Annotated in this window: 10 protein-coding genes and 1 riboswitch; of the genes, 3 read left to right on the top strand and 7 right to left on the bottom strand. The window is 35.4% G+C overall.

What is annotated here, in order from left to right; all coding sequences use genetic code 11:
- Positions 1 to 78: 78 nt before the first annotated feature.
- Positions 79 to 1863 (bottom strand): DUF6119 family protein, encoded by a 1785-nt coding sequence (locus OM075_RS05950; RefSeq protein ID WP_301189572.1) that lies wholly within the window; start codon positions 1861 to 1863, stop codon positions 79 to 81.
- Positions 1864 to 2590: 727 nt separating this feature from the next.
- Here OM075_RS05950 and OM075_RS05945 point away from each other — a divergent pair.
- The 3 genes from OM075_RS05945 to OM075_RS05935 all read left to right on the top strand — a co-directional run bounded on the left by OM075_RS05945 (position 2591) and on the right by OM075_RS05935 (position 6344).
- Entirely contained in the window at positions 2591 to 3355 is a 765-nt protein-coding gene (locus OM075_RS05945) for a DUF6261 family protein (protein WP_301189571.1), read from the top strand.
- Positions 3356 to 3889: 534 nt separating this feature from the next.
- Positions 3890 to 5056 carry an FMN-binding protein gene (locus tag OM075_RS05940; protein WP_301189570.1) on the top strand — a complete coding sequence of 389 codons (1167 nt, stop codon included), beginning with the start codon at positions 3890 to 3892 and terminating at the stop codon, positions 5054 to 5056.
- Positions 5046 to 6344: a flavin reductase gene (locus OM075_RS05935; protein ID WP_301189569.1), complete on the top strand. Its 1299-nt coding sequence runs from the start codon at positions 5046 to 5048 to the stop codon at positions 6342 to 6344. The genes OM075_RS05940 and OM075_RS05935 overlap by 11 nt, the downstream gene beginning before the upstream one ends.
- A gap of 688 nt (positions 6345 to 7032) precedes the next feature.
- On the opposite strand, the gene OM075_RS05930 is transcribed toward OM075_RS05935, so the two are convergent.
- From OM075_RS05930 to OM075_RS05905, 6 genes are all read right to left on the bottom strand, one after another.
- Positions 7033 to 7935 (bottom strand): ABC transporter substrate-binding protein, encoded by a 903-nt coding sequence (locus tag OM075_RS05930; RefSeq protein ID WP_301189568.1) that lies wholly within the window; start codon positions 7933 to 7935, stop codon positions 7033 to 7035.
- Positions 7936 to 8029: 94 nt separating this feature from the next.
- Positions 8030 to 8572, bottom strand: coding sequence for a cob(I)yrinic acid a,c-diamide adenosyltransferase (locus OM075_RS05925; RefSeq protein ID WP_301189567.1), 543 nt, complete (start codon positions 8570 to 8572; stop codon positions 8030 to 8032).
- Positions 8573 to 8577: 5 nt separating this feature from the next.
- Complete coding sequence (locus tag OM075_RS05920; protein ID WP_301189566.1) at positions 8578 to 9381, bottom strand: ABC transporter ATP-binding protein; 804 nt, start codon at positions 9379 to 9381, stop codon at positions 8578 to 8580.
- The gene (locus OM075_RS05915) at positions 9374 to 10378 is read right to left on the bottom strand and encodes a FecCD family ABC transporter permease (RefSeq protein ID WP_301189565.1); all 1005 of its coding nucleotides are present in this window, start codon (positions 10376 to 10378) and stop codon (positions 9374 to 9376) included. Before OM075_RS05915 ends, OM075_RS05920 begins: the two co-directional genes overlap by 8 nt.
- A 9-nt stretch (positions 10379 to 10387) precedes the next feature.
- A complete protein-coding gene (locus OM075_RS05910; RefSeq protein ID WP_301189564.1) occupies positions 10388 to 12301 on the bottom strand; it encodes a TonB-dependent receptor plug domain-containing protein in 1914 nt (637 codons plus the stop codon).
- A 115-nt stretch (positions 12302 to 12416) separates the two neighbouring features.
- Positions 12417 to 12613: riboswitch (cobalamin riboswitch) on the bottom strand.
- Positions 12614 to 13271: 658 nt separating this feature from the next.
- Complete coding sequence (locus tag OM075_RS05905) at positions 13272 to 14468, bottom strand: PepSY-associated TM helix domain-containing protein (RefSeq protein WP_301189563.1); 1197 nt, start codon at positions 14466 to 14468, stop codon at positions 13272 to 13274.
- Positions 14469 to 14497: the final 29 nt, after the last annotated feature.

The raw sequence follows: 14497 nt of genomic DNA, 5'->3' as shown, positions 1-14497 counted from the left end.
TGTGCGACTCATAATTAGGATAGAGAGAGTTTCTCCACTAGGTTTTTTGCCTAGTGGCTAGTTACAATTAGTAATAGTTTATTTTTCTGATATATCAAATAATTTAATTCCAAAACTATATTGTTGCATTTCCTTAACTACTTGAACTAGTGAATATTTAGCAATGTTTGACTTGCATTTCTCTATCCGTTCTAGAATCGGTTTGCCTTTATAGTGATGATTATTAAATGCCATTACAAAATTAATCTGTGCTGGGTCTTTTCGTAAACGTTCAATTAAGTCTTTATGGTTAATTCTTTTACGCGGATTCTCTCTGTTATATTTTTGCAATGTCTTTTTGAAATAGTTACTTCCGTCATTGTTTTTTAAATCATTCGATAATCTTTTTGCGGAAAGAATGACTTGGATATAAAGATCTCTCATTTTAGTATTAAATCCATTTTTAACATGTATAAAGAATACTTTATCATCCTTTAGTACAAGTAGGTCGCATAATTCTATATTATCATTTATTACTTTATCTAAAACAAAATGACTATCAAAAGATTTGTGGCTCTTATTATAAAAGTCTTCATCTTTGTCATTAGGCCATGCTAATAAAATATCTTCTTCCAATTTATATTTTGTGTAATATTCTATTGCATCGTTATTCATCAATTCCAAGAAATGGTCTTCAAGCAAATACCAACGACCATCTATTTTGAAATATTTTTTATACAGGTAATCAATTTCAGCAGTGATATGAGAAAAGAAATTAGCGTAAGTAACTTCTGATGTATTTATTTGCCCAGAAATATTTAAAGTGTATAATTTCCCTTTTGCATCAAATCTATCTGTTACTTTCTCCAGACTATTGTATATATGTCTTGTACATTCCTCATATAGCTTTGACCTATCTTTAACCTCAATATCATGCTTGCCCCTTGAAAACTTTGCTCTGATGTTAAAACTATCGCACTCATAAAACCTTTCTAATTTTGAAGGATGCACTACCTCAATTATATCACTTTGGTTTGCAATCCATTTATCAGGTCTATCATGTAGCAATATGTCATCAACAATTATTTCTTTTAAACTCTCATCTAATTTGCTTACCAGTTCAGTATCATTAATTTTTAGAAACAAGGTAAGTTGAACTGGTTTATTATTTAATCTTATCTCATGTATATCGTTTATTAACTCTTTGAGTTCATCAAAATCAAGCTTTTTTCTTAAACAGAAATATGACCCCACTTCTAATAAAGTCAAATCTTCAGAATCGAATTTCTTGAACTCATTTTCTTTTAAGTCTTTTCTAATTCGAAGTTTAATTTTATTCGGGATTTCTGAATACTCAAGTGTTTCTGCAATTGTTTGATTAAAATTGAATATTTGCTTTTTATGAGAAATATTATTTGCAATTCCTCTAGTTTCAAGGTCAATTATAACATCCTCTTGAGGTTTGGCAATTCTTTGATAAACATCAATTCCAAAATTAGGATGTATATATTTCTTTATAACACTCATTCCACTACCACTTATCACACAATATATTGATGATTTATAGTTGATAAACAGAACAAATGAAAACTCAATTACTTCAAAGTTTTGGTTTTCGGTTAAACTCTCAGGTAAAAAAAGTTTCCAGTAATATTTTTCCTTAGGCTGGTTATAGCAGTATGACCAAAATTCATATTTGTTATCAATTTCGTGCGTAATTTGAGGTTGTGCTAATGCCAAGCTATCATACTTATGAAGAAGCATTTTCTCATGATTATCCTTTATTATATCTATGATTTCCTGTGAAGACTTATCTTTAAACTCATAGTAAGTCTTATCAATCTGAAAAATTTTTAAATTAAATTTTGCTCGATCTGGTATCATAATTCTATCTTGTTTCGTGGTGGTTTCCTCAAATTATCAACTAAAATATAAACGCATCAGAATAAAAAATCATCATAGCTATCTTTATATACTCAAATGGATGTTATAATCAGTTACTCTTATTATCCTTCAGCTTTTACCTATCCCAGATTTAATTTATTATAAATAACTGATTCGAATTTACTTTATTTATTTTCAAAGGTTTCATTATATCAATAAAAAATTATGAATAATGGATAAACATGTAATGATTATTGATTAAAGAGGATCGTGTAGTGATTAGGGTAGAGAGCGAAGTGTAATGCACTCCTTATTCATAAGTTTTAATTGTAAATAGCTTATGAATCCCTGTAAATACCGGGCTTTCGATGGGTTGGATTTGCTAATAAACGCTGCCTTTATTACATAAAATAGCTTGTTTCCTGCAATCGGCTAGCTTTCCACACTCTGGGAAACCTGCCGCGTACAATCGACAAGCTTTCCACGCTCTGGAAAACCTGCCGCGTGCAGTCGGCAAACTTTCCAGACTCTGGAAAACGTGTTTCTTCCAGTCGACAAGCTTTCCAGACTCTGGAAAATGTGCTGCTTGTAGTCGGCAAGGTTTCCAGAGACAATATTTGACGAAATGAATTTATTTTCAAGAAAAAATTGAGTTAGCACAATAACCGTTAGAGGGAAATGTTACATTTACAAAACTTTAACAAAACTCACTTAAACAGAGCAAGTAATGATTAAAAATATTTATTTAAAAAACTTACGAAATAATGAGTTTGTACAATTTTTTGAAAATCTGCAGGAAATTGTATTATCAAACAATCCTGAAACACTAAAAGTACAGGAACAATACAGTGCTTTAAACAAATCGCTGGCACTATTACAATTAACTCATAAAAAAAATACCGGTAGTAGCTATTCAGAACAACTAGCCCAGCTCGACAGACGAAGAGATATTGCCTTAAGTAGTATTTACAATGTTATTGAAACTTATACAAATCATTTTAATGCTGATGTTTGTAGCGCTGCCGTTGAACTCAAAAAAGAACTTGATGTATATGGCCGCGATATTGTAAAATATAATTATCAATACGAAACCAATGCCATTGAAGATATTTTGGCTAAGTGGGAATTGAAACCAGAGCGTATCGCTTCTGTAAATTTAACCGATTGGGTAGGTGAGTTAAAAGAGGCCAATATTTTATTTAATACCCGATTTTTAGACAGGGTAAAAGAGACGGCCGAAGATAATAACATTAAAGTTGTTGAACTTCGCAATATTATTGTTGAAGCATACAATGAACTAATTGGCTTTATAAAAGCATATGCAATGATTGAAAAGACAGAGGTTTATACCAAAACTATAGATCAGATTAATGCTTTAATCAATCAGTATAATAAAATGCTTCGTGCCAGATTATCAAAAAAATCTACAGGAATGGAAGTAGAGGATGATGAAAATTCGGATATCGATATTAATACAACAGGAGAAAATTAAATTAAACCTAACAGGGTTTTGTTAAAGTATAAGGCAGTGCTCATAAGGCATTGCTTTTTTTGTTACAATGATGGTTAATATGGTAGAAGGATAGAAGGGTTCAAAACCACCTCCCGGTTCGTTCCTTACCATACTCCTACTTCAAAAGGAGGAGAGTTATTTACAGCGCCTAAAAGTTATTTGTTTAGTAAGTATGGTGTAAATTGTCTTACCATACGGGTGTTCTTTTTTTTAATAAGATTTCTCTTACGAATGGTTTCAAACGGCATCAACCGATGTATTTTACTATTTGTTGCAAACATTTGTACATTGCCAACATCTCAGGGAAATGACAAAAGTACGTATCTAAATTACTGCTACCTATTCTTGACTGGGGTTCATCATATGTATAAGGCATAAAATCTTACGGGTGCTTGTTTTATGAATTACTATCCTGTTAATGTGTTGTTAATTGAGATCAGTAAGTTTCATTTCTCCCAAAAATTAACTTTGTTTACCCACCCGTTGACAAACATCACATACAAACAAACTTATATGTTTAAAAAACTTTCCATTAACAGCATTTACAATGTTATTGTTGTTATTTTACTTTTAGTTGCCGTAGCCATAAGGGGAGGGGCTACATTTGAATGGCTTAAACCCCACGAAGATGTCGTCTATTCCTTAAGCGATATTCAAAAGGTGATATCAAATGCGACAAAGCTTAAAGAAAATTCTGATCAAAGCATTAGCATCCTTGATGAGAATAACGATGTTGTTTCCAAAGCATTGTATTCAAGAAATTTTGATGCAAAGTTTCAGGGGTATGCCGGCGAAACTCCTTTAATGATTTATTTTAATAAGGAGAATTTAATTACTGAAGTACAGCTTTTAAATAATGAAGAGTCGCCTGAGTATATTGATCATGTTGCTCAAAAAGGCCTGTTTAATAGTTGGACAGATTTGCCTGTGGATACTATTACGGCATTAAAATCGGTTGATGCCATCACTGGTGCTACTTATAGTAGTAATGCCATTATTAAAACGGTTCAAAAAACCATGGGAAATTATCTGGCCATTCATTACCAAAGTCAGAGCTTATCTTTTAAACAAGTTGTACAGCCGGTTTTAACCATTATCCTTTTATTGGTTTCGTTAAGCATGTTGCTTAAAAAGTGGTTTCGTAAATATTATTGGTATTATTTAGTTGCTGTATTGGGGGTATTTGGCTTGTGGTTAAAGCAAATGCTATCAACCGAAACTTTGTATAATTGGTTGGTAAAAGGATTACCCTGGCAAAGCAATTGGGAACTGATTTTAGTATTAATATTGGCTGTTGCCATGGGGTTACTGGGGCATAAAAACTACTATTGCACCTATTTATGTCCAATGGGAGCCATACAGGCATTGGTTTCAAAGATATCACCATTTAAAAAGCATGGTTTTCAATTAAAAATTTCAAAAGTAACTTTGCGTTCTGTTTATCTTACATTTATCTGGGTGAGTTTATTACTGGGATTTACTTTACCATTATCAGATATGGAACCTTTTAAGGCATTTTCATTTGCAGTAGCATCTAACATCATGTTGATTGCAGGTTTGTTGATTGTAATACTTTCATTAGTATTCAATCGTCCGTGGTGTCAGCTTTGTCCAACCGGATGTTTACTTAACTCAGTACCTTCATTAAAAACAAAGAAAAAGTATAATCATGCAAAATAAATCCACACTTTTAAATATTGTATTAGCCATTGTTATTGTAGTATTGGTAATTCAAATCACCCAACGTGGTGGAGGAGATTCATATCATCAACCAAGCGACAGTTTTTCGCAGGATACACCTGCTACAGAATTGCAAAATACTACCGTAAATACTAGTCGTTCTGTAAATCTGAAAAAATCTGTTGGTGTTAAAGGATATATCATGCCAAAACCAGCATTGGTTATAGGGTCGTACAGTAAAGATGGTAAACCTGATATTATGACAGCAGCCTGGACTGGTATTGCCAGTTCTGATCCTTTGAGTATTGCAGTTTCTATACGGGAATCACGCCAGACTTACGAAAATATTCTTGCAACAGGATGCTTTACAGTGAATGTTCCTTCTGAAAAATTTGTGGTAGAAACCGATTATGTTGGAAATATCTCAGGCAGAGATGAAGATAAGTTTCAAAAGCTTGGGTTAACTCCTGTTAAAGGCGATTATGTAAATGCACCTTATATAGGCGAATTTCCTGTGGTTATTGAGTGTCAGGTAACAGATACCATTCATTTAGGATCGCATGTACAGTTTATTGGTAAGGTAATAGATACTAAAGTAGATGCCGATCTTTTATATGATAATGATGAGGTAAATGTTGAAAAACTAAAGCCATTAATTTTAGGTGAAGGTTTTTATTATGGATATGGCAAGCGATTGGCGAAGCCTTTTGATATATATAAAACTTTGGTAGAGGGTAAAGAACCTTCATACAAACCTGATCTGTTAGCAAACGAAACCCTGGCAACTATATTTAGTAGGAAGAGTGTTCGTCATTATACATCTGAAAAGGTTTCAAATGATCAGTTAACACTTATGGTTAAAGCCGGAATGGCAGCACCTACAGCAGTAGATAAACGTCCATGGGCCTTTGTTGCTATTAACAACAGAGCTGTGTTGGATCAATTAGCAGAATCGCTTCCGTATGCAAAAATGTTAAAGCAGGCAACCGCAGCCATTGTGGTATGTGGTGATCTGTCAAAAACTGCAGAAGGTTATCGTAAGGCATATTGGATTCAGGATTGTTCTGCTGCCACCGAAAATATTTTACTGGCCACCGAAAGTATAGGATTGGGTGCTGTGTGGACAGGAGTACATCCTGATCAGGAAAAAGAAATAGAAGTACAAAAAATTCTAAACCTTCCTGATGATAAAATTCCGTTGAATGTAATAGCAATTGGTTATCCAACAGGCGAAGATCAACCCAAAGATAAATGGGATGAAAATAATCTTCATTGGAATCAATGGTAGAGAGCTGGAAGCCGGAAGTTAGGAGTCAGAAGTCAAAAGTTACAAATCATCATCAATACAGATCTTCGGACTGAAAGTTCAATTCACTTCAGCCCCAGGCATAGTCTGGGGTACTGTTTATCATGTAACTCAGCGTCCTGTAAGGACAGCTCAATTTGTATATTACCCATTTGAGTTGTTGGTTAAATGAAGAGACCAACAGCTAGATCGAAAAAACTCCTATTTTTCAGAATTAAGAAAAGTTATTTTTGAAAATTACTCCTCAGGCTGAAAGCCTGTAACATTACAGCAAGGTGGCAACGCCCCTTGTTATGGTCATCATGTAAATATCAGGCTGAAGGTCTGAAACAAGTACAGTGTATGTTATAATGTTTATGTAAGTCACCAAATATGAATCATATAAATATTTAGTTCCTTTAAAAGGCCTGAGGTCGTTATAAAACAACAAAGCGAGACACTTTGCTGAACGGTATGAAAGAAACACCTTTGTGTGTTGTTAATTGATGCCGTAGGCATCACATGTTTATAGTATTCTGTGGCGCAAGATTAATTGTCTCCATAGGAGTCACACCTATCATATCATTGTTTTGATGTGCGACTCCTATGGAGACGTTTTTTATTGATACCCTATAACTATAAACGTTTAACCCCGCTGGGGTTGATGAATTATCTCAAATATCCTTCTCTATTAAAATTCTACATCAGGATAAAATATTTCAGCAAACATACGAAGCGCCAAATGGATACGAGGACCATTCAACTGTACCATATGATGATTTACGGCATACACATGTTTGTTTTTTACGGCCTTTAATTCCTTATAATGTTCATGTTGACAAAAACTTTCCTTTAGCGTTGGAGGAAGAATAATAATATCCGGATCTTTCTGCATCAGAGTTTCCAGATTATAATTCCATCCTTTTACATCCTGAGCAATATTAATACCTCCGGCCTTATTAATCAGTTCCGAAATAAAAGTATTGCCTCCGGCAGTATGGTCACCACCTTTACCAAAGCCAACCACATAATAAACTGTTGGTTTTTTAACCGATTTCGGTATTAAATCAACCGTGTGCTTCATATCGGCCTGAATAAATTTCCAAAGAGAATCTGCTTTTTCTTCACTGCCAATAAGCTTACCTATATTTAAAATTAAACTACCGGCTCCCTCAATCGATTTTTGATCCATGAGCCAGGCAAAAGGCATTCCCAGTTGATCAATCTGTTTGGCCGTTTCATTTTTAAAATGAGTTGAAGCCAATATCAAATCAGGTTTTAGCGAAAGCATTTTTTCTAAAGAAGGATTTCTTAATCCGCCAATAGAAGATATATTCACTACTTCAGGAGGATAATTGCAATAATCCGTTCTGCCAACCAATCTGTGATCATCATGCAATGCAAACATCACTTCGGTAATGGCTGGTGAGCATGATATGATACGTTGTGGTATTGTATCTAAATCAAGTTGAGTTCCATTGGAGTCGACAAAATGAATGGCAGATTTTTTCTGGTTTCCATTCTGATTACATGCTGATAGGAACAAGGTCAACATCATTATAATTAGAGAACTATTTTTTATGGCTCGTTTCATATTTGATGACTTATTGTGAACTTAACTGATGTATATTCTTAAATAGTAGCTGCAAGAAAACTGCTGATTTTCCGGTTTTCTCGCAAAGACTAATTTAAAACTCAATACAAGCCTGAGCTTTAATCCCTTTCTGGTAAGGATGTTTAATTACATTAACTTCAGAAACTAAATCAGCCTCTTCAATAATCTCAGGCAATGCATTGCGACCTGTTAAAACCAAATGACGTTCAGGGTATTTTTGTCTCATTTCTCTGATTACTTCCAATACCTCTTGATAAGCAATAACAGGTTCTTCAAATTTTTTAGGTAATGAAAGGGCATTGTTAATTTCATCCAGAACAATTAAATCGTATCCATCACTTAATATCTTTTCTTTAGCCAGTTTCCAGGCCGATAAAAGTGTTGATTTAGTATCGTCTTTTGTAGCAACCCAGGTAAATCCGGCTCCACCTTGATAGTTTTCTATTCCTAAGCGGTTCATCATGGTTATTTCACCATATCCTGATGTTGATGATTTTATAAACTGAATCATGCAGGGTTTTTTATCATGGCCTAAAGTACGCATAAGCATACCCAGGGCAGAGGTAGTTTTGCCTTTTCCGTTACCGGTGATTACTACTACTAATCCTTGTGTCATAATTTTTATTTTTTGTTGTGGTGATAATGAAAAACCAGATGAGGTTTATGGTCTTCAGTGTATATCCATTCAGCATTTACTCTGAATATTTCTTTTAATAATGATGGCGACAGCACCTCGTGCGGGGGTCCGTAGGCAGCAATTTCTCCATTGTCCATCACCATTACTTCGTCGGTAAACTTACTTACCTGGTTTAAATCATGCAAAACAGTTACAATGGTTTTATTTTGCGTATCTACAATTTCTCTAAGCAGATTTAGTACTTCCAGTTGATGGTAAATATCCAGTTGCGACACAGGTTCATCCAAAAACATAATAGGAGTATCCTGAGCTAGTGCCCGTGCAATGATAGCCCGCTGACGTTCACCTCCGCTTAGTGTAGTTACCAGGCGTTTACTTAAATGTTCTATATCTGTAAGCTTCAGAGCCTGTTTTACTTTTTCCTTATCCTCTTTACCCGGACCAGTAATTCCGGAGTAGTAAGGGTATCTGCCCATCATTACAACCTCTTCAACAGTAAAGTCAAACTCCAGCTGAGTGTTTTGAGGAACATAACTGAAATAATGTGCATTGTTTTCAACCTTATCCTGTAAATATATTTTACCCGATGAGGCCTTTTTTATTTGAAGTAGGGTTTGTAATAATGTTGTTTTTCCCGAGCCATTGCATCCGGCTATGCTATAAAAGCATCCTTCTTTTAAGTTGTGCGACACCTCTTTCAGTATCTTTTTAGGTCCAACCTTAAAGCTTATTTCTTCAAACTCCATCACAATGGATTGCTCTTGAAGTTCTTTATTTATCTTAAACATGGCGACGGCTTTTTTTAATTAAGATGAAAAAGAAATAGGGTGCACCAAACAATGCTGTGATACTTCCTACAGGTAATTCTCCGGGTTGAATAACCGTTCGGGCAATGGTGTCGGCTAATATTAAAAATATTCCACCCCAAATGGCAGCCAGTGGAAGTAGCCGTCTGTTATCAGCGCCAATGGCAAAACGAACCATATGCGGAACAATCAATCCAACAAAACCAATCACTCCGCTGTACGAAACTACTATAGATACTGATAAAGCTGAGATTAATAAGATGATGGCCACCTTTTGTTTTACATTAATACCTAAAGAGTGAGCTGTTTCATTACCCATGGAAAGCAGGTTCATATCTTTGCAATAATTAAAAAGCAGCAATATGGATAAGATAACAACCGGTCCAACAATATAGATTTGTTGCCAACCTACTGCATTAAAACCTCCCAATATCCAAAAATAGATACTCTCCATTTGTTCACGGTTAATCACTAACAGCAATGAAACAATGGCACCCAGCATTAAACTCATGGCAATACCAGCTAAAAGTAGTGTGTTTTGTTCCGACTGTTTTAAGCTGAAAGCTAACCAGTAAACAATTGCCAAGGCCGATGTGGCTCCTAAAAAGGCAAAGAAAGGAATTCCCAATAATTGTGAGTTTAATCCCAGAATAATGGCAATCGCGGCTCCAACAGAAGCACCCGATGAAATACCCAACACATAAGGATCGGACATTGGGTTACGAAACACAGATTGAAAGGCCCCTCCTGATGCAGAAAGAGCCATACCTGCCAATAATGCCATTACAATTCGGGGTAATCGCAGTTGCCATAATGTTTGAGTTATTCCAAAATCAACATCCTGCGATTGAGTCACACTCATCCAGATTTGTGTGATGGTAATTTTTGTTGGTCCTACGGATATGGCAACAAAAGAAAGTAGCAATAAAACTACCAGAGATATGGCTACTTTCCAGTTATAATTGGCAGATGAAATCATGTGCAATAATTAGTTTAAGCTTATTTGAAGACCGATCATGAAATTTCGTCCTGGCATTGGGTAATACTGACGAGTTTCGTAATTCGTATCCCAAATATTATTCACCTTAACAGAAAGGATGGCATCAATTTTACCTTCAAACTGTTTCTCTAATGATAGGTTTCCAAGATCGTATTTAGGCATCTGAGTTGAGTTGCTCGCAGTAGTGTATCTTTCATTCACAAAACTATGTGCATACATCAAACGGATGTTACTGTATTCAGCATAAACAGCTGCATTTGCTTTTGATTTAGGTACATAAGCCAATTCATTATCAGTATCAGGATCAATCGCATCCTGGTTGGTATAGTTGATGTTAATACCTGCAGAACCCTTTTTAAAATCGGTAGTAAGATCTGCCTGTACTTCAATACCTTTGATTTCTGCTTTATCCTGATTAAAAACCGTCCAGATGCCATCTTCTCTTTGTCCCCAGCTTATCCATTTTTCAAGACTATTGTTGTACCAGGTTGCCTGTAATTGCAGTTTAGTTGATGCAAAAGTTTTCTGATAATGTAATCCTGCCTCGTAATTAAATCCTGTTTCGGCCTGTAAATCCGGATTACCAATAGAAGTAGCACTAAACCAGTATAAATCGTTAAATGTTGGAATACGATAACTGGTACCGGCTTTGGCTTTAGCTGATAAACCTGAAATAATTTGTTGCGTAACTCCGATGTTTTCTGTTACTGTAAAATCACTGTCGCCCGCTTTTTCTCCTCTTCCGTTTATACTAACAAATGTACCACTTGAGGCATTGCTGATTCCAAACGAAGTAAAAACAGCATATCTGTTTCTGTTGTTAGCCCCTTCATACGAAGAAGATTCTGTTTCTTCATAAGTATAATTAACTCCCAGATTCCATTTTAACCAGTTGGTTAAATTAAGATCCATCTCAGCTTCGTTAACTGAGGCCAGTCCTGTTGTATTGGTATGACTTGATGTTGATGGTTTTTCGTAGTGTGTTTTAGTTGAAAACAGTCCTGTACGAACACTTACTAGTCCGTTTTTAAGTGGGGCTTTCCATTCGGCAGCTCCACGAAAAGCTTTATCACGTTGTTCTGCATCCGAAGTATTTCCTCTGGCCAAATCTCTTACGGTAGGTGCAATTTGTTTATCCACATCCTGATACCATAAATGAACACTGATGTTTTGACCGTTTTTTAATCGGAAATGATTATTTGACATGACTCCAAACTGATGCATATTGGCATTGGGTAAATTCTGGTCAACAGTAGTTGTTGTGCCACCAGAAGTATACTCTCCTGTAAACGGAAAATCATTATCAGCCTGTGAAAAAAATGTACGAATAGCACCACTGTAATTTTTAGTGCCAAACTGAATGCCTGATGCTCCGTTAAAGCGCTCAAAGCTGCCTCCGCTAATAGTTATAAAAGAGTTTTTATCGGTATTGTAGTTGGCCTTGTTATCTAAATAAATAACTCCACCAACAGCACCACTTCCAAAAAGAGCAGAGTTTCCACCCATTTCCATTTTTATGTCATCAGCAAAAATCATAGGAAGAGTAGAAATATCAGTAGCTCCGTTGGCAATGCTCTGTAAATTAAAACCATTCCATAAAATAGGAGTACGATTACTTCCGGCTCCCCTGGCGTTAATGCTAGCAGAACCTGTTCCGTAGGCATCAATGTTCATTGGAGATAAAAACTCAAGCACTTCATTTAAACCTAATGTTGATTTTTCTCCAAGTAAATCCTTGGATGGCTGGTAAACAGTGCTACCTGCATTAAAATTGGATAAACGATTTTCAGTAATATTTATTTCAGTTAACACAATCAGCGTATCACTGGCTTGTGCTTGTAATTTTACTACCGCTAAGCTCATTGCAAAGCCTCCGATAAGGAGACGTTTTAAATAATTCATCTTTTCAAATAATATATTATACATTAAAACTAATGGTAGCAGTAAGGATAGATGAGAAGATGGATGAATTATCTAGAATGTCCTGTCTGTCTCTTCACTTTTATTCCCGAAAGCTACGATACTTGTGACTATGGCAGGTCTTCTGACTTACTCCGGAAAAGACGCCTTCCCATTTCATTTTGTTGAAACAGTGGCTTTAAGAGTCTTTTCTTTTTTAGGAGTTTACAGCAGCGGGTACTGTCCAGGATTTTCACCTGATTCCCTTTCAATCTGATTTGATCAAACAGATTTACCGTAATCGGCCGCAAAGGTAGAAAAGATTTTGTATAAGCAAATTGTTTTTGTTTTTTCAGGCGTAAAATAATACTTGTTATTTAGGGGTTTACTATTTTGTTATATGCCGTTTATCAGTTGGTTATGGATGGTAGGATTTATTTGTGTAATTAAAGTAAATAAATGCGTGAATATTTAAGGTCTACTTTTAAAAATCCTTTTGAACCGGCCATCACACATAGTCAATATTTTATAAGTGAGATTTTAATATTTTATATCATATTTTCCTCGTTGTAAGTATGGTGTGTACGGCCTCAGCTGGTGAACCATAAAACAAGGATGGTTTGACGGTTAAAAATCGTTTTTGTCTGAGTGCAGCGAGTTTAAACGATTTCAGTCAAACGACCGTAGTTTTATGATTGAGGCAGATGTAGCCTTGGGTTTTTGGCTTCGTTTTTGGGCTAAGCCAAAAATGAAGAGCCCAGCGGCTTGAGCGAAAAGTTTAATCTTAACAGCCAATTTTTAAATAAAAAATGTTGCTTTTGAAAATACTATTTTGAGCTGAAAGTCCGAAGTCATTAAGCTCAGTGTTTAAACGCTGAGTGGAGCCATTAGATGATACAAAAAACGCACAAAACCTACAATCATAATAAAATTGTAACGTTTTGTGCGTTGGAATTATAAGTGTGAAATGAAATTACTTAATTCGTATCATCTTCTTTTTAAAATACATATAATAACCCGTAACAGTTAAGGCAATACCAATTATACAAGCAATAAACGATAGGAATTTAGAAAAGAAGCCAGCCCACTTACCAACATGTATTTTGTAAATCCAGCTAAATACTTTTGATCGTCGGGTCTGAAAATCCTTATTGTACTGTACATTGGTGATATCACCTGTTTTCGGATCGTACAAATACCTATCTGCAGATCGGGTGTTTTCAGCGCCATCAATAGCTAGTAAAGCCATCTCGTCATTTACGGAAATAAGCGAAAAATCGGGGTGTTCTTTTGCTAGTGATTTGACTACTTTATCCCATATTGCATATTTGTCAACTGCTAAATCCACATCTGTATGTTGCGTATCATCATGTTGCTTTTGATTGTTTCTTTTAGAATTAGGATTACTTTTAGTTCCCTCTGATGTTTGCGTTTTTGCTTTTTGTGGTTGATGAGCTTGTGCATGAGGATTATTACTGGTTACTTCAACGCCCATAAGTTTAAATACTCCATCTCGGTACCAATCAAAAGACCATGTTAATCCGGTGATGCAAAACGCAATTAAAAAGATGGAAGCATAAATACCACTTGCTAAGTGAAAATCGTACCACCTCCTATAGGAGCCTTTATTCCATTTAACTGTTAATCGGTTTTTCAGCATTTTTATACTTTTCGGAATCCAAATGATGATGCCGGTAATCAGAATAATTAAAAACATAATGGTGGAAATACCAACAATCAATTTACCCCATGATATTTCGTCTCGTTTTAAAGGCATCATTAACCAGCGATGTAATCTGAATACCGACCAGAAAAATCCTCCCTGACCCGGAAGAGATATATCGCGGACTTTACCTGAATAAGGATCAACCATTACCGAAGCATGTCTAAGGCCAGCTAAATCAAAGGTGTAATTCTCTTTTGGATTTGCACTTATGGTAACAGCACCCAATGTTAAGGAATCCGGTAATTGATCCTCCACTGCGGGTATTAATTCATTCAAGGGAATTGTATGGTCCAATACCTCTTCCACATAATAGTGATCGGGGGTAAATAATTTAAGCCACTCAGTCTGAAAAACTAAAATGGCTCCAGTTGCGCATAATAATATGATCATCAATCCAAATGGTAAGGAAAGCCATAGGTGGACTTGTCGTAAAAAGTACTTCATGGTATTAATCCAAAAAAAGTTCAGGACGT

It is taken from the genome of Plebeiibacterium sediminum, from assembly GCF_026013605.1.
In the GTDB taxonomy this organism is placed as follows: Bacteria; Bacteroidota; Bacteroidia; order Bacteroidales; family Marinilabiliaceae; genus Saccharicrinis; species Saccharicrinis sediminus.
Note: the sequence above shows the minus strand (reverse complement) of the source record. Positions and strands in the feature narration are given on the sequence as shown.